Consider the following 23,276-nt stretch of genomic DNA (forward strand, 5'->3'; position numbering starts at 1 on the left):
AATGGCTCGGGTAAAATATGCCCGAGCCTATTTTTTATTTAAAGGAATTAATTAATGTTTGAAGTTCTTTTGGTAATTTAGTACTTTTAGGGCTTAGCCATCTTTTAGGTATAATTAGATATTTGCAATTATTGCTTTTTAAATAACTGTAAATAATTTGGGCCTCATCAATTTCGTCACGGCTCACATCTAATGACGAGGGATCATTAACGCTTTTGAAGTTAGTTAAAGCATTGGAATGTATTTGATCAACGAGCTGATCAAATGAATCGTCGTCAATTTGAACTAATTCACTATGCAATATTTGAGTACGGTTAATAAGAAAGTATTTGAATTGGTTGTTTTCTAGCTTTTCAATTGTAATAATATGATTATTTTCCTCAGTAAATTCAATCACTTTTTCTTTATTAAGAAGTGATTTAACCATGTCAATCCAATCTCTATATTTAGCAGCAGCTTCAAAATCAAATTGTTCAGATGCCACTAACATCATGGCCTCCATCTCTTCAAGAAGATTAATGTCAGTTCGACTAAGAAATCGAATAACCCGATCAATAACCAAATTGTATTCATCAATAGCTGAGCCACCTAAACAAACACCGTTACATGTTCCCAGTGAATAGTTTAAACAAGCGCTATTTTTAATGCTCGAATGGCCACAGTTAATTTTAAAACATTCTTTAATGCCAGTAATTGCTCGTTCAACAGTGCCCCTGCTTGTAAAAGGGCCGAATAGTAATCGATTTTCACTTTCATTAGGTTCATAACTAATTTCAAATGAAGGTAATTGTTTATTTACGTTGATTGCCAAGTAAATAAATGATTGTGGACTTTTCATCATTCGATTATACATCGGTTTAATTTCTTTAATTAAATGACACTCAAGCATAAAAGCATCAAATTCGGTATCAGTCAAAATATAGTCAAAATCCTTTAAATGAGTGACAAGTTTTTTCACTTTTGGAGAATGTCCTTTTGAATTTTGAAAATAAGATTGCACTCGCTTTTTTAAGCTTTTTGCTTTTCCTACATAAAGAATTTGCCCTTTTGAATCTTTCATTAAATATACGCCAGGAGATAACGGCAGGTTTTTTACCTTTTCTTGTAGATTTATAGTGGTTCATCCTTTTTCTAGTCAGTATATTTTCATTTTAACATGAGTATTGAATTAACAGTCAGTACAATTATGTGAAAAAAACGTAAACAAAACTTTATATAAAAAAAATAATTTAAAGTATTTAATACACGCATAAAACAACGACTACCCGCGTAAAAATTGACTACAGATGATACGAAGGAGAAGTGATCTTGATGAAAACGATCTATACAACATCCTCTTTCTCCAATTGGATTTTTGCCTTTATTGTTAATGGATTAATTATTTGGTTATGTAGCGTATTTGCTGATCTAGTAAACTGGAAGTATGCTGACATGGGATTCTTTCTATACTTTGTCATTCTAGTTTTCTATATTATTTGCTTAAAATTAAATGAAGGATTCCCAGCACTTTTTCAGAAATTTGTACTGCGTAAGAAATTCGAATTAGTTAATGTATCAGCTTATGAAGTAACTATTATTCTAGTAGCAATTTTTCACGTTGGAAGAGCGATTGTAATTTATAAGGATGCACTTAGTACGGTATTTTAATAATAATGAAGAAAAATCACAAGGAATCTACTTTTCCTTGTGATTTTTTCAATTTCAAGAAAGAGCTGGGTGATCAGGGCACGCATTTAATCAGTTTTAGTGATGGAGTATCGGGTTATATCGTTAAACCACGAAGTTTAACGCTATTTTATTAGATTTAGGGATATATCATCGGGATTCAGCGATAGATTAATGAAATTTCGGGATTATCAACGAGGTTCACCGTTATATCAACGAAGTTTAGCGTTATATCAACGAGGTTCAGCGTTATATCAACGAGGTTCAGCGTTATATCAACGAGGTTCAGCGTTATATCAACGAAGTTTAGTGATATATCAACGAAGTTTAGTGATATATCAACGAAGTTCAGCGTTATATCAACGAGATTTAGTGATATATCAACGAGATTTAGTGATATATCAACGAAGTTCACAGCTTTATCAATAATGTTCACCCAGTGTTCGCGTTTTTCACATTTAAACATCATATATTTTCGATGTATAATCTTCTTAGGTGATGAGAATGTTTTTAAAAAAAATTACACTTTTACGCGATGAAATAACGAGCTTTAGTCAATACCCTTTTTCCATTCCTTCGATTAAATCATTTGATGAAATTAATTTGAGAAGCAATGTTACCTTTTTTGTAGGTGAAAATGGATCTGGAAAGTCTACTTTATTGGAAGCAATTGCTGATAAATGTGATTTTAATACAGCGGGTGGGGGACGTAATAATAATTATGAGGTTTTTGCATCTGAGTCGCAGCTTGGTAATTACATAAGACTTTCGTGGTTGCCAAAAATTTCGAATGGATTTTTCTTGCGAGCGGAGTCATTCTACAATTTTGCTACATATTTGGACCAGATCGATGATCCACTTAAGTATCGCGGATATGGCGGCGAGTCTCTCCATAAGCAATCACACGGGGAATCGTTTTTATCCTTATTTCTAAATCGATTTAATGAAACGGCGATTTACTTACTAGATGAGCCAGAGGCAGCGCTCTCGCCAGCTAGACAATTAACATTCTTAAAAATAATTCATGATTTGGTAGAAATAGAAAACTCTCAATTTATTATTGCCACACATTCTCCAATTCTACTTGGATACCCAGATGCCGATATATTAAGTTTTGATCATGGGGAGATTTCGAGAATTGATTATGAAAGTACAGATCATTATCAAATCACAAAATACTTTTTACAAAACAGGGAGAAGTTTTTAAATGATTTGTTGAGTGATGATGATGAGGAAGACTATAAATAAAGCTCAGTGCACCTAAGGGGCACTGAGCTTTTGTCTACTACGTAATATCTACCAATTATCCCAACCCCACTAATTCACCAGGTAAAACAAATTCCCCATTTTCGTTTGAAGTAAAATCAACAACTTTAAAAACAGCATCTAAGTTTAGCACACCGTATAGATGAGGAAACAATTGACCGAAGTTTTCAGTATCTTCATAGACGATTTTAGCTTTTGTTTTTTCTTCATCGATGCATAGTATTTTTAGATCAGTTGCACCTTTAAAGAATAAGTTTGCGATTTCAGCAGTTTGTTTTAAGGTCGAACAATGGATAAAGCCATCAGTATTTAAACTAGCAGGTGAATATTCTCCCTCATTAATTGCATTTTGCCACTCTTTGTTTTCAATAATATGCAAAATCATAGTATTACTCCTCAAAATATAATTTGATTTTTCTTTTCATGTCTTCTTTATTTTCCGCAAACTGCTTATGTCGGTGCCCATTTCCGCCAGAAGTGTGAGGAAAGCCGTATAATATTGAGTCTGAATTTAAATAATCATTTGCTGTCAGATAGGTTAGAACTTTTGAAACATTAACTCCCAACGGAATAATAAGGGGATGATTTAGTCTTATGATTTCCGGGGCAAAGTTTTCAATTATGTACTTTTTAAGTATTTCTGTTTTTAAAATATCAGGTGTTGAACCATTATAATTTTTCCCTTTATAGAAAACAGGGTATTTAATAGCGGAGGTTGTTTGAACTAAGTGACTAGCTGTACTAAAGAGTTTGCTAGTTGAATTTAATCCAAGGTATTTATGTAATTCTAATTCATCTAACATAGCAATTAAATTCTTTCTCATCGGACCTTCAAAGCTTGAATTCTTTTTAACTTCATGTAAAATTTCTTCATCGTCGATTGGTTCATCTTTTAATCGAATCACCGTAGAGTATGATTGTTTCATTTGATGTAAGCCGGGAGTAATTCCTACAATTATGACTCTAGCATGTTCGTTTATATACTCAAAAGGAGCATAATAAATTTCTAAATTTTTCTGATCATCTTGATCCACTAGAAATTTTTCACTTTTTAATGTATTCGTTTCAAGTGTAGGAGATAAAGAAGATATTAAGCTCTTATATTTATTAAATTTTGAGTTAGCTAAGATCGCCATTTTTTCCTCCATCGCAAAACAATTTAAGTTCATTTTATCGAATATCACCGATTAAATCCAACTATCTATAAACCAGCTGTTTAAGTATAAATTAGTTCATTTAAGCTAAAACTGATTAGCTGAAAGTAATTAGGGAATTTTTGAAAGGCTGGAAGACTAAATGGATCATACTAGTGAGAAAAAAAGCCGTTTAAGAAAATTTAATTTACGTTCTTCCGTTATTCATACAGAAGGAAATTTAATCGAAAACCTCAATATTATTCAGAAAATATTTCCGACAGCTGACCTTATAAGAAAAGATTTAATAATCAAAGATAAACAAGCTATGTTAATTTATTTGTCCAGTCTAGTCGATGAACAAAAAATATCTCAATTTATAAATACAATTAGTTCTTATACAGAAGAAATAGATTTGTACATTACAAATAATACTACGCGTACAAATCAAATCTTGGAAATAGAAAAAACGGTACTAGATGGTAACAGTATTCTTTTAGTAGAAGGCGAGCCAGTGGCATTTATTTATTCTACTGGAAAATTGCCACAAAGATCTTATACTCCTCCAAGTATTGATAATTCTTTAAGAGGTACAAAAATATCATTTGTTGAAATCGCTCAATCTAATATCGCTTTGCTTCGTAGATTTATTAAAAGCCGAGATTTTCAAGTTAAGCAAGTTGAAATTGGGAATGAAAATAAAAATACTGTATCAATTGCATATATAGATGGATTAGTAGATGAAGATTTACTATCTGGTGTAGAGAAAAATATTTCAAAGATAAAAATTGATTCTATTTTAAATGCAAACCATTTAGCGCAATTATTGGAAAGGAATCCATTTTCGCCATTTCCGCAATATTTAACAACTGAAAGACCGGATGTTGCTGCTACGACATTACTTGAAGGGAAAATAGTTTTAATCGTGGACCGGTCTTCTGATGTTATTATTTTACCGATAAATTTTGCAATATTTTTTAAAACGATTGATGATTATTCAGCAAGATCAATGGTAGCTTCATTTAATCGTATGCTTAGAGTTGTTGCATTTTTTTTAACAATCTTTTTGCCAGGAATCTATATTGCGATTATTTCATTCAACTATGAAATAGTACCTTTAAAATTACTTCTATCAATTGGGGAATCTAGGGCAAAGGTTCCATTCGATCCTTTATTTGAAGCAATTGTTATGGAGATCACTTTAGAAATGTTAAGAGAAGCAGCTATTAGACTACCAGCCCCTATCAGTACAACAGTTGGCATTGTAGGCGGGATTGTAATTGGTCAAGCAGCGGTTCAAGCTGGAATCGTTAGTAATATTATGGTAATCGTTGTAGCTTTAACTGCTATTTCTTCATTTATTATCCCTCACTATGAAATGGCATCTAGTTTAAGGGTTATTCGTTTTCCAATTATGATTATGGCTTCACTTTTTGGTTTAATCGGTTTAATTGTAAGTACAATGGTTCTCATGATCCATGGTTTGGGTTTATCGAGTTATAACAAATCTTATACATCACCATTTTCCCCAATCAATCGTGATGCATTTAAAGATACATTTATAAGAGTACCTTTAAGCTATCTTTGGAAAAAACAAAATAATCGTAATGAAGAGTGAATGGTAGAAGGGATTCTTTCATGGTAATCACGAAGTCGAAAATTACACAATTTCAATTTATTTTAATGATTTTTGGGATTCAAGTAGGGGTTGGAATGTTGTCACTTCCAAGAGAACTAGCTATGAAAGCAGGGACTAGTAGTTGGATTGGCATTCTTTTTGGAGGGATTATTTCAACTTGTTTTAGTATTTTATTTGTTAAATTAAGAGAGAGAGCACCTAATTTAAATTATGTTAGTTTTTTTACTTTTTACTTAGGGAAGATTATTGGCTTTATTATTGTCTTTTTTCAGGCAATTTATTTCCTTTATGTAGGTTATCTAGTATTAGTTAGAGCGATTTTATATATTCAATCCTACATACTTCAAGAAGAGAAAACTTATATTTTATTAGTTTTATTTCTTCTTCCTACCTATCAGCTAACGAGGGGTGGGATTCATTTAATTGCCAAATATATCGAAGCCATTTTTCCAATAGCCCTTTTTACTTTATTTATGCTACTATTCACCCTTAAAGATGCTGATATAAATTTTATTTTACCGATTATTAAGAATGGCTGGATGCCAATTTTTAAGACAATTCCTTTAACGACAACTTCATTTCTAGGTATTGAATTAATTATCCTTTTTTATCCGTATTTAAAGTCAAAAGATAAGGCGATAAAAGGAGTTATTATTGGAAATATTTTGACGACCTTTACGTATATATTTGTCACGATTATTTGCTTTGTTATCTATAGTCCCTATGAAATCCATATGACATTTGAGCCAGTAATCGATATTTTAAGTATTATGGAATTTCAATATGTAGAAAGACTAGATTTTATTTTATTCTCATTATTTTTAATGATTATATCCAAAACATGGGTTACTTATATTTGGGCTGGATTGAATAGTTTATCAGAGTTATTTAAATTTAAACTATTACCAATTTTCATAATCATCCTTTTTATTTTCATTATTGTCTTTGCGTGGATACAAATGCCTACGTTTACGAACACGGCTAAGCATCTACATACGATTACAATTTCTGGGTTATACATTACTATAGGTATCCCTATACTCTTATTGGTCGGCGGTCTAATTAAAAATAGGTTAAGTAAGGTGAAAATCAATTGAAATATTTTCAAGTATGTTTACTTAGTATTTTTTTAATAATTGGTGTATCTGGTTGTAGAGGGAAAATTAATATTGAAGATGTCACACTATCAATGATATTGGGCATTGATGTAAATGATCAAAATAAAGTCGAAGTATATATGGCAAGCCCAGTCTTTAGTGGACAAACTGAAGCGAAAACGGAACATTTTAATGTACAAACGTTATCTATAAAGGAATCTCGAAATTATTTTGATGCGAAAGCTAGTGGTGTTACTGCAGGAGGGAAAATTCAAGCGATTCTAATCGGATCAAAAGTACTTGAGCATAAAAATTGGTTTTCGATATTAGATATGTTTTTTCGAGACCCAAAATTTAGATTAAATGCAGATATTATTTTTGTAGATGGTCCACTTTCAAAAGTTTATGATTTAAAGCCAAAGGATAAACCAGAATTACCAATCTATATTCCACAATTACTACAAACGGCTGACTTTCGAAATGTTGCTTTTCGGACTACTGTAAGAAAACTTCATCAGATGTATTTTGAAAAGGGAATTACTCCTTTTGCACCTGAACTAATAGTAGAAGGTGATCATTTAGTAGTTAATGGAACGGCTTTGTTAACGAAAAATAATCTGTATAAACGAAGCTTGTCATTAAAAGAAACGCAACTGCTAAAAATCTTAAAAGATCATTTAGAAGGGCAAATAGTCCTTGCATTAAAACTAAAAAAATTTAAAAAAGATAATGATGATATTTTTACTGATGAAGAAACTAGTTTTTATGTTAAAGATGTTGAGAGAAAAATCGATAAAAAATATTCAAACGGTAAATATAGCTTTAAAGTAAATTTGACATTGCCGATTATGATTACTGAATCACCAATTGAATTGACGAACAGTACAGAATTGATTCTAAAAAAAGAAATTGAAAAAAAGCTACAAAAACAATTGAATAATCTAGTCCAATCTTTTCAGAAAGATAAAGTCGATCCAGTTGGATTTGGCATACTTGCTCATTCATTTCAGTACTCAGATTGGGAAAAAGTTGAGAATAATTGGATAGATACATATCAAAAATCAAATATAAAAGTAAAAGTTAAAATTATTGTGATCGATAAAGGAATTACGATGTAAAAAATATAAACCCACCAAATTTTGGTGGGTTTATATTTTTATGCGGCTGTTTTTTCAACATTTAAAGTTTTTCTTTGATGACGATCGTGTAGTAAATAGTAGATTACGATCGTCGATAATACAGCAATCGCAGTTACTACATACATTAGATGGAATGATGTTTTTGCTGATACAATTCCAAGAACGTATGAGCCAATACCCATACCTACATCAAAAAACATAAAAAATGTTGCAGTTGCCATACCTTTTTTAGCTGGGGCTGCTGTGTTAATCGCAAGCGTTTGGAAACTTGGTACGATTGACCCGTATCCAAGACCGATTAAAGCAGCTGAAGCTAAAAAGATTGTTGGTACAGTTGAAAAACTTAGGACAATTAATCCGATTGTAAATAATACTATACCTGGATAGACGATAATATTTGCACCTTTTTGATCAAATAGTTTCCCCGTAAAAGGTCGAGAACCTAAAATGAAAATTGCATAAACAATAAAAAAGAAACTAGCAACATCTACAAAACCTAACTTCTTTGCGTATAATGTGATAAATGAAATGATACCACTGTAACCGAAAGAGATTATTGCTGCGGTAATTGAGATTGGTAATGCTGAACGCTCAATTAATTGTGATGGTTTGATTCGAGTTTTTGCTTTTAATGTTTGTTTAGGAATTGCAATAAGTAAACCTAAAATTAGTGAAATAATTGCAAAAAAGCCACAAACAAAAAACAAAATATGGAAGGTGAAATGATTCATTAAGTTAATACCAAGATAAGGACCAAAAACCATTGCAAGGATCATTGAAGAACTATAATAACTCATACCTTCGCCCCTGCGTGAAACTGGTACTATTTCTGCAACAATTGTCCCTGTTGCAGTAGTTCCAAGACCAAAAGCAATCCCTTGGGCAAATCGTAGTAATAGTAATAGTGCAAAATTATTTATAAATGGATAGATAAATGTAGTTATTGTAAAGAAAACTAATGAAATGATCAATATTTTTCTGCGACCAATTGTATCAAGCCATATCCCGGCAAAAGGGCGAATTGCGACTGAGGCAATTAGGAAAAATGTAACGACCAGTCCGACTTTACTATCTGCTTGACCTAAATTATCAATAACAAAAATTGGCAATGTTGCCATTAACGTATAAAATACTAAAAATACAAAAAAACCACTTAAGCTAACACTAATAAAATCCTTTGTCCATAAACGTTCGTTTTCCAAACTTATTCCCCCTGTTTAGTAACCTCCGAAGCTTTCATATTGTTCATCATTTTTTGAAAAACTTGAAGTGCAATATCAAGCTCTTCATCAGGTATATCTTTAATTACTTCATCCTCAAAAGAGATGATTTTTTCTTTCCAATCATCGAATTGGCTTATAGCTTTTTCAGTTAATTGAATCATTTTTTCTCTTTTATCAGTTCCTTCTTTTCGTACGATTAAATTTAAAGTTTCCATCCTACGAAGTGTACGTGTTAGCGTTGGTGGCTCAATATTTAAATTGGAACAAATTGTTCGCTGCGTACATGGCCCATGTAAATGGATATAGTGAATAACGGACCATTGTGCTAAATATAATCCTGTAGGAACTAGATGCTCATTAAATGATTTCGAAAACTGACGTGTAGTTTGATTTAATAAAAAAAAGAAAGGCTGTTTTTTGCGCATAAAAAAGTCTCCCCTAAAAATTAGTTAGCTAGCTAATTAAAATAGTTGTCTAGCTAATTATATTTGAACAAATTGTGAATGTCTAGTAATAAACTTATGGGTATAAATTGGGCTTAAGAGCAAATATTAAAATGTAGAAAAATTTTACATTAAAGTTAGGACGGTATTCGAGATGGCAGAAGCGGTACATACAACAAATGGAAAATCGCATAAAATGAAAATTTTACAAAGAGTAATCGCTATGCTTATAGGATCGTTGCTTGTTGCGACTGGTCTTGAAATTTTTTTAGTTCCCAATGATGTTATAGATGGTGGAATAACAGGTATTTCAATTATGGTTTCCCATCTTACTGGTCTTCCACTTGGAGTATTTCTCTTTGTGCTAAATTTACCTTTTTTCTATTTAGGATATAAACAAATAGGGAAAACCTTTGCAATTTCAACGATTCTAGGTATTACGGTACTTTCATACCTTACAAGTATGTTTCATCATATTCCTGCTTTTACAGAAGATATTCTACTTGCAACAATCTTCGGTGGAATGGTTCTAGGTGTAGGAGTAGGATTAGCGATTCGATTTGGTGGAGCACTAGACGGAATTGAAATTCTTGCGATCATTATTAATAGTAAAATCCCTTTTTCCGTTGGTGAAATCATAATGGTCTTCAACCTATTTATTTTAGGTGCAGCTGGCTTTATCTTCTCTTGGGATCGGGCAATGTACTCAATAATTGCCTATTTAGTCGCATTTAAAACGATTGATATTGTAGTAGAAGGTCTGGAACAATCAAAATCAGCGTGGATTATTAGTGATAAAAGTGATGATATTGGCGAAGCAATTCTATTTAGAATGGGCCGTGGTGTTACATACATAAATGGCTCTGGTGCATATTCCGGAGAAACAACAAAAGTAATTTATTGTGTTATTACTCGACTAGAAGAAGCAGAGCTTAAAACGATTGTCGATGACATCGATCCAAACGCATTTTTAGCAATTTCAGATATAGCTGAAGTACGTGGTGGAAGATTTAAAAAGAAAAATGTACATTAGTTCAGGGGATAAACAGTAATAGAGTAAGGGGATGGAAGTTCTGTGGAACCGGGCTTTCTGTCCTTTTATTCTTTTTATTTTTGCTGTATTATTTAATTGATAACTGAAAATTTAGATAATTATTTGTCTTTCATTTGATAGATTAGAAGGTTAAGAAGGAGGGGATTTTAAAATGGAGAAATTTGATGTAATCGTTGTTGGCGCAGGATTGGCTGGTTTAGTTGCAACTGCTGAGATTGCTGATGCAGGAAAGAGTGTGCTGTTGTTAGATCAGGAACCAAAAGCATCATTAGGTGGACAGGCTTGGTGGTCATTTGGTGGATTGTTTTTGGTAGATTCTCCTGAGCAACGTCGATTAGGAATTAAAGATTCGAAGGAATTAGCTTGGCAGGATTGGCTCGGAACAGCCGGTTTCGATCGAGAAGATGATGAAGATTATTGGGGAAAGAAATGGGCAGAGGCTTATGTTGAGTTTGCAGCAGGTGAGAAAAGGCAATGGCTATATGATATGGGAGTGCGTTTCTTTCCGATTGTCGGTTGGGCTGAGCGTGGTGGATATCTAGCAGAAGGACATGGGAACTCGGTACCAAGATTCCATGTTGTTTGGGGTACTGGGCCAGGGATTGTTGCACCTTTTGAACGAAGAGTACGTGAGCATATGAAAAAGGGATTAGTTGAATTTCGATCTCGTCATCGTGTTGATGAACTATTAACACAAGATGGTGCCGTCGTCGGAGTGAGTGGTTCTTTACTAGAGCCAAGTAATGTTGAACGTGGAGAAGATAGCTCTCGCGAAATAATTGGTGAATTTAAATATGGAGCAAAGGCAGTATTAGTATCAAGTGGTGGTATTGGAGCGAACTTTGATTTAATACGCCAAAATTGGCCAAGTCGACTTGGAACCCCACCGAAAAAGATGATATCGGGTGTACCAGCTCATGTAGATGGTCGCATGCTTTCTATCACTGAAAATGCTGGTGGACGTATTGTTAACCGCGATCGAATGTGGCACTATACTGAAGGCATCAAGAACTGGAGTCCAGTGTGGAGTAATCATGGTATCCGTATCCTTCCAGGGCCATCATCAATTTGGTTAGATGCACGTGGACAACGATTTCCAGCACCAAATTTCCCAGGTTTTGATACATTAGGAACACTTCAAGCGATTCAAAAAACAGGTTTTGATTATTCTTGGTTTATTTTAACGAAAAAAATTATTCAAAAAGAGTTTGCATTATCCGGTTCAGAGCAAAATCCTGATTTAACAGGGAAAAGTGTAAAACAAGTTTTAAAACGGGCTACCTCAGGAGTTCCAGCACCTGTTAAAGCTTTTATGGAGAAGGGTGAAGATTTTATTGTAGCAGATACACTTGAAGAGCTTGTTGAAGGGATGAATCATTTAACTGGTGAAAATTTACTAAAATTTGATGAAATTAAACGTCAATTAGTTGCTCGAGATCGAGAAATGGATAATAAATTTACGAAAGACTTACAAATTACTGCTTTAAGAGGAGCTAGAAATTACATTGGCGATAAATTAATTCGAGTTGCAGCTCCTCATAAAATTTTAGATCCTAAAAATGGTCCATTAATAGCAGTGCGTTTAAACATTGTAAGTCGTAAAACACTTGGTGGATTACAAACAAATTTAGATGGTAACGTATTAAATGCTTTAGGTGAAGCAATTCCTGGATTATATGCAGCTGGTGAAGTTGCTGGCTTTGGCGGTGGCGGTGTACACGGTTATCGCGCAATGGAAGGAACATTTTTAGGTGGATGTTTATTTTCAGGAAGGCAAGCTGGTAGAGCGCTTGGTAGGAATTTATAAAATATTATCTCGAGAAATAATACACAGCGAATGGTTAGTTAAAACTAGAAGTCTAATCAGGCTTCTAGTTTTTTGGCACCTTTCACGGATTAGTTGAGATCGAGATGCTATAATAATTCGCATAATATCTTTTTAATTTGAGAAATTACTTTGTAAAAGGTTATTACTAAAGCATAACTTGAGTATTAAAATAATTGATACTATAATGAGAGTGCTAAATTTTTACAGGAGAAATAATGATGAAACCTATTAGAATATTAATTGCTGATGACGAACGGGAGATTGCAGATCTCATTGAATTACATATAAAAAAAGAGGGCTACCAAGCAATCAAAGTATTTGATGGACATGAAGCTATTCAAGTCATCAATTCACAATCCATTGATTTAGCCATTTTAGATATCATGATGCCAAAGTTAGATGGCTATGAGGTATTAAAACAATTACGTGAAAACTTTAATTTTCCAATCATCTTTTTGAGCGCAAAAACAAGTGATTTAGATAAAATTACAGGTCTTGTTATGGGAGCAGATGATTATTTAACAAAACCATTCAATCCAATGGAATTAGTTGCTAGAGTAAAGGCTCAACTCCGAAGATCGATGCAGTTAAACCAGGCTGATAAAGGTAAAAAATCTGTTATTGAATCAGGTGGGTTACAAATCGATCATGATCATAGAGAAGTAACTTTATATGGTCAAATTGTTGAATTGACTCCTAAAGAGTTTGATATTCTATTTCTTTTAGCGAGTCATCCTCAAAAAGTATTCAGTGTAGAAAATATATTTCAACAAGTTTGGGGAGAACAGTATTACGAAAGTGGAAATACAGTAATGGTGCACATTCGTACGTTGAGAAAAAAGTTAGGAGAAGAAAAAAGTAAAAATAGTTGGATTAAAACAGTATGGGGCGTAGGGTATAAATTCCATGGTTAATATAAAATTCAGAACGAAAATGATATTTTTAGTCTGTATAAGTATGCTTATATCCGGGTTGATTTCGTCTATATTTTATAGGTTCTTACAACTCTATTACATAAATAATGCTACATTCGGTTCAACTTTAGCACAAATACGTCAATTAATAAGAAATATTGGCGACATTTATTTCATATTAATCATTTTTTTCATAATCGCAATTATCATTTTCTATTTTCTAATTAAGCCATATGACTCCTATTTTAAAGAGATTTCCAGAGGGATTCATTTACTTGCAACTGGAGACTTTACAGGTCGTGTTCAAATTTCATCGAATGATGAATTTAAGCTTATTGCAAAGGATATGAACATGGCGAATGAGAAGCTTAAACAAGCAATCGAACGTGGAGAATTTGCAGAAAGTAGCAAGGATCAGTTAGTTTTGAATTTAGCTCATGATCTACGAACGCCTTTAACTTCAGTTTTAGGTTATTTAGATTTTATACTTCAAGATGATCAACTGACGGAGGAGCAAGTTAAACATTTTACGTCGATTGCTTTTAAGAAATCGCAACGTTTAGAGCAGTTGATTAATGAACTATTTGAAGTAACTAGAATGAATTATGGAATGCTGCCACTTGACTATAAAACAATTGATTTAAGTAAACTACTTATCCAGTTGATTGAAGAGTTATATCCAGTTTTTGCAAATAACGAGTTAATTGCAAGAACAAATATCATTTCAAAATTAGAAATGGTAGCTGATGGTGCACTATTAGCGCGTGTATTTGAAAATCTACTAATGAATGCAGCACGTTATGGAAGTGACGGGCAATATGTAGATATTAATTGCTTAATTGAAAATGAAATCGCTGTTGTACAAGTCATAAATTATGGGGATCATATTCCTCCCGAGGATTTACCGAATATTTTTGAAATGTTTTATACTGGCGATAAATCGAGAACAGGACAAGAGGATAGTACGGGACTGGGCTTGTTCATTTCTAAAAATATTGTTGAGCAACATAAAGGAACAATTTCAGTAGAAAGTAGTTTAATCCGAACGATTTTTGAAGTAAGATTGCCAATCTCAAACGAAACTTAAGAAAAATTTAAGATTTTCCACCACTTCTTCTTAAACAGTTTTTCCTATTCTAATGTTACATTACGAATCAGGGGGAATTATGGTATGAAGAAGTTTTTTTTATTTTTGATCTCACTTTTAATTTGTTATCTACTATTCCAAGAAAAAATCAATCAAGATGTTAACTATAAAACTTTAAATAAGCCAACACAGAAGTATAGTCACATATTAAAAGTTTCAAAAGAGGAAATTTATCAAGGGAATTTAATATTAATTAATAAAAAACTTAAAATTCGAGAACAAGGTGTAAAATCAGATATCATCAATTTATTTCAAAATAAAATACCCGATAATATGGTATTATCAGATAATTCTATGAGCCTTTCAAAAGATGTAGCGCTAAATCTCTCTAAAATGATCGACGCAGCTGAATTAAAAGGTATTAATCACTTTATGATTTCGAGCGGATATCGTAATAATAGTAAACAAGAAAAACTTTATGAGGAAAAAGGTTCAGATATAGCATTACCAGCTGGTTTTAGTGAACACAACTCAGGATTATCTTTAGATATAGGCTCGACTTTAACAAAAATGGACTATGCACCTGAGGGCAAGTGGTTAAAACAAAATTCATGGAAATATGGATTTATTTTACGTTATCCGAAAGGAAAAGAAGACATTACGGGAATACAATTTGAACCATGGCATTTTCGTTATGTTGGCTTACCTCATAGTGCCATAATGAAAGAAAATAATTTTACATTAGAAGAGTATTTAGATTTCTTGAAAAAAAAGAAGAGTTTATTAGTAAACATCGGTTCAAAAAAATATGAGATTTATTATTATCCTATTAAAAATAAAACAACAGATATTTATTTACCCGAAAAAGCTTCGTACGAACTATCGGGAAATAATAAAGATGGAGTTATTGTTACGATTACAAAATAATACGGGGCAATCTGAAATAGAAGGGGCTTTTTCTTTTAGAAGAAGTTCTTTTTTTATTTTGAAGGTAAAAGTGCATCCGTTGCTCCATGTATGATATTTTCTGGAAAATCGAATAATAAGCTTCAGTAAGCTCTTTATCAGGAGGAAAAAAATGAAGCGTACATTCAAAATAATTGGTATATGTTTACTATTAATCATAGTAATTGGAGTGGGATCAGTTTTTCTATCTCCAAGACCTGTTACTTGGTTATTGAAAAAATCATTTGCAGGTGGAATGGAAGTTGAAGCGGCTGATTATGGGATTGCAAAGCAGAAAACAACAATGAAAACGGATATCAATTATACTTCAAAATTTGAAAATAGTACGTTTGATTTAATTAAATATAAAGGTGATTTGAAATATGTACCTACTATTTTTTGGATTCATGGGGGGGCTTTTGTAGCAGGAGATAAAAATGATGTTCGTAAATATGCTACTTATATAGCTAGTCATGGATATAATGTAGTAAATATTAATTACGGCTTGGCACCAAGTGTAAATTATCCGATGCCTTTCCAACAAATTGATCAAGCTTATCGCTTTATCAAAATGAATGCACATAAATATGGACTGGATTTGAACAATGTTTATTTAGCTGGAGATTCTGCTGGTGCGCAACTTGCGGCACAATTCATTAGCATTCAAATGAATAAAAACTATTCTAACACAGCAAAAATAGGTCAAAGTGTTGATCCGAAAACAATACGGGGTGCAATCCTACTTTGTGGGCCATATGATATGAAAGAAGTTCAGACACACGCTTCCTCAAGGCTGATGAAATTTGTATTTAAACGCGTTGGTTGGGCATATTTTGGAAAATATAATTGGGAAAATGAAAAGATGACAAAAGAATCATCACTTTTAAGAAATGTACCAGATCATTTCGTTTCAACATTTATTACAGATGGAAATACTGATTCATTTGAATCACAGGGGAAACGATTTGCAACTTTACTAGAAAAAAGAACAGGTGTAAAGCAAGTCTTTTATCCTAAATCAGAAGGTAAGATCGGACATGAATACCAGTTTCAAATGAATACAAAAGCAGCCCAAAATACATTTAATGAATTACTCAATTTTTTGAACGGTACGAAGGTTTCTGAAATACAAAATAGATAAGTTAGAAGAGATTTCAATTTTTTTGAGGTCTCTTTTTTTTGTTTTCCTCGTGCTAAAAGGAAAGAAGTTAATTAACTTTTTATAAATTTTTTGATGGTTTACGTCGAATAGTATGTGAAAGTTGATTTAATAGGAAATGAATAACCCAATTGACCGAAAATTCAGAATAATAAATAATAAAGGTGAATTTTATTTTTGAATAATTGGAGGTAGAAGATGGGGAAAAACATTTTTGGAAGTAAGTTTGTCAAAGGCTTTTCTGTGTTAGCATTGTCTTCGAGCTTTATTCTTGGATCCTTGAGTCATGTAACAATTTCATCAAAAGCTGCAACATACTCGAAAATAGATGATATGCTGGCTAATCTATCAACAGCCGAGAGGGCGGCACTACATCAGCTTTCAACGAGTAATGAGACTGGGCTTCAAGTTAATCCTGATATTGATTTAGATGCCGCAACCGAAACGAGCGTAATTGTTGAGTTTAATAATAAACCGGCAAAAGTCGCTCAGCTCGAATCATCTTTAAATGGCAAACAGTTAACAAAGACTGAAGCGACTAGCTTAGTTGATCAAGATCATACAACGTTTTCTAAGGATTTAGGAAGGGTATTAACAGAAGACAATAATAATAAAGTGAAATATAAAGTAAATCGATCTTATAAACATGCGTTTAATGGTGTTTCGATGAGTATACCAGCAAATCAAATTAAAAACTTACTAAAATCGAAAGCTGTTAAAGCAGTTTGGAGTAATGAAGAAGTTCATGCTGAGGCTGATACAACTCAAGAAGAAATGCAATCTGGAGCATCGAGTAATCAATCAACCCTTTCTTTTCTAGGAGTGGACAAACTTCATCATGAGGGAATTACTGGAAAAGGAGTTAAAGTAGGGGTCATTGATACAGGGATTGACTATAATCATCCAGATCTAAAAGATGTTTATAAAGGTGGATACGATTTTATCGATAATGATAATGATCCGATGGAAACTACATATGAAGATTGGAAAAAATCTGGTTTTGCCGAATTTTTCTGGGCAACAGGAGCGTCTTTTTATACTGAACATGGAACTCATGTTGCTGGAATTATCGCCGGACAAGGAAAAAATGACGGTGATATTAAAATGGAAGGGATTGCCCCTGATGTCGAGTTACATGCTTATCGAGTATTAGGACAATACGGTTCTGGTACAGATTCTACTGTTTTGGCTGGGATTGATCAAGCAGTAGCAGATGGAATGGATGTCATTAATTTATCCTTAGGTGCAGGAATTAATAATCCTCTTTATACAACAAGTATAGCAATCAATCAAGCTGTACTAAGCGGAGTTACAGCTGTAATCGCAGCTGGAAACAGCGGAAATGATTTATATACTTTAGGTTCTCCTGGTACAGCTGCACTTGCTTTAACTGTAGGTGCAAGTAATGAACCAAATATTGTACATACATATAAGAGTGTACTTCAATCAGGTACTGAGTCAATATCAACTGACTTGCAAGAAATGGCTAAAGGATATTCAGATCATGTAGATCAATTGAAGGGTCAATCTTATTCAATAATTGATGTAGGTTATGGCGCACAGTCAGATTATAAGAATAAAGATCTAAAGGGGAAAATTGCATTAATTAGTCGAGGGAATAATATTACATTAGGTGATAAAGTAAAATTTGCAAAACAAAATGGTGCAGCAGCAGCTCTACTTTTTAATAATAATCCTGATGAGGGATTAATACCTGCATACTTAGGTGAAGGTTTAGACTATATTCCAACATTCACCTTAACGAATACTCAAGGATTAGCATTGAAATCAAAGATCAATTCAACAAGCACAATTACATTTAATGAACTTGGAGAATTCCAAACTAAATCAGACGAGTTAGCGGATTTTAGCTCCCGTGGACCAGCGCGTATTACATACGATATAAAGCCAGAAGTTACAGCTCCAGGTGTAGGCGTATTCTCTACAGTTCCAGCTTATATGATCAATAAAAATACGCCAAATGATTATCAATACGCATACGAACGTCTTTCAGGTACATCGATGGCAACACCAAATGTTACGGGCATGGCAGCACTTTTACTCCAAGCTAAACCAAACTTACAACCAAGTGATGTTAAGGCGATACTAATGAATACAGCGAGTCCTTTAAGTAAGGATTATAGTGTATTTGAAACAGGTGCAGGCCGAGTTAATATTTATAAAGCAGTTCATTCATCGATTGAAATGAAAGTTCAAAATGAAACACCTATTTTAAAAAATGGCAAAGAAAAAAACATTAAAGATGAAACAGGTGCGCTGAGTTTTGGTTCAGTCAATCTAAGTGAGGACGTGAATGAAGAGCGCAAAATTATCGTTAAAAATACTGGTATTGAACCAAAAACCTTTGATGTAGCAGTTCACTATCAAACAGGCTTACGTGGATCTAAAGATGCTGATAAAAATGGAGTAAAGGTTTTAATTGAACCAACTATTAAACTACCTGCAAATTCACAAAAAAATACGAAAGCTTCCATTTTCATACCGAAAACAGCAGAAAAAGGTAATTATGAGGGGTATATTGTTTATACGAATCAGAATGATCCTAATGAAACATATAAAATTCCTTTTGCAGTGCATGCTGTTGAAGAAGGAATAGGGGTTTTTGAAACATCATCACTAGGTTTATCAGAAGACCGTTATAGAGATGCATATTCGAGTCCGAACACGATTAAGACGATATCCGCACAAGTTCAAATGAAATCAAATGTTAGAAATATCGATTTCATTTTAGAAGATGGAAAGACAAATCAAGAAATAGGTTATCTTGGAACAGTGAATGGTTTTAGCTTAAATGAAGGTGATTTAATCAATTTGAGTCTCTTTAATGGTACGTATTATCCATTTGATAATACATCACCGAGCGGTATAAGTTCTACAAATGTCGTATTGGATGAAGGTTTTTATAAAATTAAAATGCTTGCAACATCTGATACTGGTAAGCAATTCATAGAATATCGTAATTTAGTAGTTGATAACAGGAAGCCTAAATATACATTTGATGTGCCAGTAGGGGATATCATTGAATATGAAGATGGGCAAAAATCAGTTACAATAACTGGCTCCGTATTTGATCAAGATATTGAAGATTATAAAGCGGCAGGTATGAAAATAGATCAATCAGCTAATAAGGTCTACGATACAGCACAAGGGGAAATTCCTGTTGAAATTCCAGTTAATACGGACGGTACATTTAAATATGAAGTACCGATTGGTTCGGGGGCAAAGCTTGTTAACCTAGTTGTAACCGATTCTGCAGGAAACGGAAGTATCATACCTAAAACAATTAAAATCGTAAAAAAAGGTACACCATATTTGACTACAATCGTTGATAAAAATACTGCGAAACCTGATGATATTGTGAAAGCAAAAATCGTCATAAAAAACGCTACTGATTTTAAAAAGGGTACAGTCAACTTAAGCGTTGCTTCAGACTTTTTATCGATTGAAAATATTGCACTACACCCAGATACTAGTAAACTTGGAGAAGTTAAATTTACTAAAACAGCAAATAGTATAACCGTAGAAACTACTGATAATAATACCCAAACTTTAAATGGAGAGATCCCAATAGCAGAAGTTACGTATAAAGTAAAAGACTATAATTTTGAAATCCGACCTGATAGTAGTCTCGTATATGCATCAAGCACCTATGTAAATCGATCTGGGAAAACGACGTCACTTATTACAAATTCACCTTATGTTGATTTAGTCCCAACGTATTCTAAAATGAAATCTGTTTTATATGCGGAAGGCTTATTAAATAGTAGTGGAGCATTTGATAGTAAAAGAGATTATAGTTTAGTGGGAGCTGATGTTTCAATCCAAGATGCTATTGGAAATAAGTATGATCAAATCTTTACTAAGTTAGGTAAAATTGAAGCGTTACACTTGTCTCTTACTAATAAACCGCTCCAACTATCAGTAAAAGTACCAGGACATTTTAGAAGTCTATATAACTTCAAAATTGGAATGCAAAATGATAAGGGGGAATTGAGCGGTCAATCTTTAAAAATCAATCTACCTAAATTGCTTGGTGGAGACGTAAATGGTGACGATGTAATTGATGTAATGGATGCACTATACATCCAAACATATTGGGGAACAAACAAACGAAGTGCAGATATAAATGTAGATGGTAAAGTAGATGCTAAAGATCTTGCATTCGTTGAAAAGAACTATTTAATGCAAAATCCATCAGTACAAACTGCACCAAAACCAAAAAGTAAATATAAAACAAAAACATTAGAGATTGTAAAAAGTGAGCTAGGTTTATAATCAGTTTAACTCAAAAGACTACAAGGAATTAATTTTCCTTGTGGTTTCTTTGTTTTTATTTGAATTAATCTATAAATTGGTAGGTTTGGAGGGGATTTACTGTTCCATTTAACAATATATCAACGAATTCAGGTGATTTATCAACTAAATTTGGCAATATATCAACGAGTTTAAGTGATTTATCAACGGAATTTAGCAATATATCAACGAGAATGAATGATATATCAACCGAGTTCACAGCTTTATCAATATTGTTCATATTGTGTTCGTGTTTTAGGTACTGAGTAGGCTATATTTCTGCACCATGAAGCGCACCTTAGCCGTTTATGCACGAAAAAAATTGTAATATGAACAAAAACCATGACTATATGCATGAAAACCACTAATTTATGAACAAAGTTCACATCTTTATGCACAAAGTTCACTTTATGTTCGTATTTCTTGCTTCTCACCATCACTCGCAAATTTATCTTCAAAAAAAGAGCCTCAAATATATTGAGGCACTCTTTTTATTTAACAGAGAAATTATTTTACACCAACCGCATCAAATGCTTTATTTACTGTTGTTACTTCAGCAGAGCTTGCACCATATAGGTCAGCTGCAGATTGTACAGCTGCTGCACGAGCTTGGCTAAACGTTGCAGATGAAGTTAAGTAAACTGTATTCGCACGATAGAAAATTTTAGCTAGTTTATCAATACCGATGCCTGAAACAGTTACACCATAATGAGTTCCACCTGCTGAAATTAAGTAAGCTGCTTTATTGATGATACCGCTATTTGTATGAACGCCACCGTTATCAGCAGTTCCTACATAACGTTTTGAATAGTTATCTGGATCACCATATTTAGCTGGGTCACTCATAGAACGAAGTGAATCGCCTGCAATTTTTGGCGTATAAATATCTTCACCAATCTCGTAATCTGGATTGTTATTATTATAGAACTCAATTACAGTTCCAAAAATATCTGAAATAGCTTCATTTAATGCACCAGATTCATTTTGATAGATTAGGTTCGAGCTTCTTTCTGTAACTGCGTGAGTTAATTCATGCGCTACTACATCAAGTCCGCCTGAAAGATAAGTGAATGTTGTTCCATCACCATCACCATATACCATTTGAGAACCGTTCCAGAACGCATTGTTATAACTACGGCTATAATGGACAGTTGATTTTAAAGCAGCACCATTACCATCATATGAATTACGTCCAAAAACAGTTTTATAGTAGTCATATGTTTTTCCAGCATAATAATGAGCATCAACTGCTGCAGCTTCAGTTGTACTATTTAGTAGTGTGTCAGTGCTTGTCCAAAGCGTACCAGGTAAAGTAGTACGAGAATTTGCATTATATGTGAAAATACCATTTCCTCTAGTATTGTCTTGTAAATAATAAGTTGAACCAGATTGAGTCATATTTAGTGTTTTTGTATCACCAAGAACACCTTTTCCTGTTGCTGTGACATTTGTACCAGTAATTGATGGTTTAGCAACCGATGCTCCAACGGTTTTACTAGCAGCATGGATGCTGTCCATTGTATCAATACTATTATAGCTATTTAAGATTTTGCCTGTTGATGCATCAATGAAATAATTATAGTTACCAGGTTTAGGAGATAGGAAGTTTAAGTTTACATGATATGCATACGTAGCATCATTACCATTTGTATAAACTACTAGATCAGCTGTAGGGTCTTTTTCATATATAGGAGTGTATCCGAGGTCTGCGACTGCGATTTTGATTGATTTAAATGCGTTAACTTTTTTAGCTAATTTTAGTCCTTTTTTAGTATCTAAGTTTGGAATAACTGTACCAGAGAAAACGTTTAGAGATCCATTGGCTCCAACTACTGCAGTTTGAGTTGATCCCCATACAGGAACACCGTTGTAAACTTGTTGTAGTCGAAGATTAGTACCATAAGAATCTTTTTTACTCGATTGAATGACAAATGATTTTTCAGAAGACTTAGATCCAAGCTTGAATTTATCCTTGTTAGCATTGACATAGTTGTGGACAACGCTTAAAGGGCTCTTAACTGATGGCTTAGTCAACTGACCTGAAACAAACTCAGGTGATCCTACTGATTTGTTGTACTTGTATTTCGATAATACATTTTTTGGTGCAGCGTATGTATTAGTCACCGATAAACTACTTGCTGCCAAACCTACAGATAATCCAACCGCTAAAACTTTCTTGTTCACTAAAATTCCTCCCTTGGTTAACATATGTGGTATTGAGGAATTCATCGTAACATCTACTAATCTAGTTTTACAAACTACAAAATTCTGCAATTCTCGCATTTTGTGAGGAAAAAATAAGCTGATTTATCGAGGAAAAAATATCCAATTGCGTTTTAAAATAGTAAAATTGTACCAATTTTAGTTAAA

19 protein-coding genes are annotated in these 23,276 nt (G+C 33.2%); 13 read left to right on the plus strand and 6 right to left on the minus strand.

The annotated features are described in order from the left end of the window. Nucleotides 1–34: 34 nt before the first annotated feature. Complete coding sequence (locus tag CN601_RS01135; protein WP_179865397.1) at nt 35–1,114, minus strand: GIY-YIG nuclease family protein; 1,080 nt, start codon at nt 1,112–1,114, stop codon at nt 35–37. 194 nt (nt 1,115–1,308) lie between these two features. Here CN601_RS01135 and CN601_RS01140 point away from each other — a divergent pair, with 194 nt between their 5' ends. The 3 genes from CN601_RS01140 to CN601_RS01145 all read left to right on the plus strand — a co-directional run bounded on the left by CN601_RS01140 (nt 1,309) and on the right by CN601_RS01145 (nt 2,913). After that, complete coding sequence (locus CN601_RS01140) at nt 1,309–1,647, plus strand: hypothetical protein (RefSeq protein WP_142317284.1); 339 nt, start codon at nt 1,309–1,311, stop codon at nt 1,645–1,647. Nucleotides 1,648–1,839: 192 nt separating this feature from the next. Next, the gene (locus CN601_RS26445; protein WP_142317285.1) at nt 1,840–2,094 is read left to right on the plus strand and encodes a hypothetical protein; all 255 of its coding nucleotides are present in this window, start codon (nt 1,840–1,842) and stop codon (nt 2,092–2,094) included. Nucleotides 2,095–2,169: 75 nt separating this feature from the next. Beyond that, nucleotides 2,170–2,913: an AAA family ATPase gene (locus CN601_RS01145; protein WP_098169716.1), complete on the plus strand. Its 744-nt coding sequence runs from the start codon at nt 2,170–2,172 to the stop codon at nt 2,911–2,913. A 55-nt stretch (nt 2,914–2,968) separates the two neighbouring features. On the opposite strand, the gene CN601_RS01150 is transcribed toward CN601_RS01145, so the two are convergent. Together CN601_RS01150 and CN601_RS01155 are read right to left on the minus strand one after the other, a co-directional pair. Beyond that, nucleotides 2,969–3,316, minus strand: coding sequence for a DUF952 domain-containing protein (locus CN601_RS01150; protein WP_179865384.1), 348 nt, complete (start codon nt 3,314–3,316; stop codon nt 2,969–2,971). Nucleotides 3,317–3,320: 4 nt separating this feature from the next. Further along, nucleotides 3,321–4,067, minus strand: a complete 747-nt coding sequence (locus CN601_RS01155; protein WP_098169718.1) for a hypothetical protein — start codon at nt 4,065–4,067, stop codon at nt 3,321–3,323. A 160-nt stretch (nt 4,068–4,227) separates the two neighbouring features. On the opposite strand from CN601_RS01155, the gene CN601_RS01160 reads away from it, so the two are divergent. Genes CN601_RS01160 through CN601_RS01170 form a run of 3 tightly spaced genes read left to right on the plus strand, consistent with a single transcriptional unit; the run spans nt 4,228 to nt 7,918 of the window. After that, nucleotides 4,228–5,682 carry a spore germination protein gene (locus tag CN601_RS01160; protein ID WP_098169719.1) on the plus strand — a complete coding sequence of 485 codons (1,455 nt, stop codon included), beginning with the start codon at nt 4,228–4,230 and terminating at the stop codon, nt 5,680–5,682. A gap of 20 nt (nt 5,683–5,702) precedes the next feature. After that, entirely contained in the window at nt 5,703–6,800 is a 1,098-nt protein-coding gene (locus CN601_RS01165) for a GerAB/ArcD/ProY family transporter (protein WP_098169720.1), read from the plus strand. After that, nucleotides 6,797–7,918, plus strand: coding sequence for a Ger(x)C family spore germination protein (locus CN601_RS01170; protein ID WP_098169721.1), 1,122 nt, complete (start codon nt 6,797–6,799; stop codon nt 7,916–7,918). Before CN601_RS01165 ends, CN601_RS01170 begins: the two co-directional genes overlap by 4 nt. 38 nt (nt 7,919–7,956) lie before the next feature. Here the strand turns inward: CN601_RS01170 and CN601_RS01175 are convergent, their stop codons facing one another. Next, on the minus strand, nt 7,957–9,141 hold the full coding sequence (locus CN601_RS01175) for an MFS transporter (RefSeq protein WP_098169722.1): 1,185 nt from the start codon (nt 9,139–9,141) through the stop codon (nt 7,957–7,959). A gap of 2 nt (nt 9,142–9,143) precedes the next feature. Then, nucleotides 9,144–9,587, minus strand: a complete 444-nt coding sequence (locus tag CN601_RS01180) for a MarR family winged helix-turn-helix transcriptional regulator (protein WP_098120496.1) — start codon at nt 9,585–9,587, stop codon at nt 9,144–9,146. 172 nt (nt 9,588–9,759) lie between these two features. Between CN601_RS01180 and CN601_RS01185 the strand changes: the two genes are divergently transcribed. The 7 genes from CN601_RS01185 (at nt 9,760) to CN601_RS01215 (ending at nt 20,888) form a co-directional block, all read left to right on the plus strand. Continuing rightward, nucleotides 9,760–10,638: a YitT family protein gene (locus CN601_RS01185; RefSeq protein WP_098120497.1), complete on the plus strand. Its 879-nt coding sequence runs from the start codon at nt 9,760–9,762 to the stop codon at nt 10,636–10,638. Nucleotides 10,639–10,810: 172 nt separating this feature from the next. After that, entirely contained in the window at nt 10,811–12,466 is a 1,656-nt protein-coding gene (locus CN601_RS01190) for an FAD-binding dehydrogenase (RefSeq protein ID WP_098169723.1), read from the plus strand. A gap of 239 nt (nt 12,467–12,705) precedes the next feature. Next, complete coding sequence (locus CN601_RS01195; protein ID WP_098120499.1) at nt 12,706–13,401, plus strand: response regulator transcription factor; 696 nt, start codon at nt 12,706–12,708, stop codon at nt 13,399–13,401. Continuing rightward, nucleotides 13,394–14,488, plus strand: coding sequence for a HAMP domain-containing sensor histidine kinase (locus CN601_RS01200; protein ID WP_257131571.1), 1,095 nt, complete (start codon nt 13,394–13,396; stop codon nt 14,486–14,488). Before CN601_RS01195 ends, CN601_RS01200 begins: the two co-directional genes overlap by 8 nt. Nucleotides 14,489–14,572: 84 nt before the next feature. Beyond that, on the plus strand, nt 14,573–15,415 hold the full coding sequence (locus tag CN601_RS01205) for a M15 family metallopeptidase (RefSeq protein ID WP_098169724.1): 843 nt from the start codon (nt 14,573–14,575) through the stop codon (nt 15,413–15,415). A gap of 151 nt (nt 15,416–15,566) precedes the next feature. Then, nucleotides 15,567–16,574, plus strand: coding sequence for an alpha/beta hydrolase (locus CN601_RS01210; RefSeq protein WP_098120501.1), 1,008 nt, complete (start codon nt 15,567–15,569; stop codon nt 16,572–16,574). Between the two features lie 216 nt (nt 16,575–16,790). Further along, nucleotides 16,791–20,888: a S8 family serine peptidase gene (locus tag CN601_RS01215; protein WP_098169725.1), complete on the plus strand. Its 4,098-nt coding sequence runs from the start codon at nt 16,791–16,793 to the stop codon at nt 20,886–20,888. Between the two features lie 525 nt (nt 20,889–21,413). Here CN601_RS01215 and CN601_RS01220 read toward each other — a convergent pair. Next, nucleotides 21,414–23,090, minus strand: coding sequence for a M4 family metallopeptidase (locus CN601_RS01220; RefSeq protein ID WP_098120378.1), 1,677 nt, complete (start codon nt 23,088–23,090; stop codon nt 21,414–21,416). Between the last annotated feature and the right edge of the window lie 186 nt (nt 23,091–23,276).

It is taken from the genome of Bacillus sp. AFS017336 (assembly GCF_002555445.1).
In the GTDB taxonomy this organism is placed as follows: Bacteria; Bacillota; Bacilli; order Bacillales; family Bacillaceae_G; genus Gottfriedia.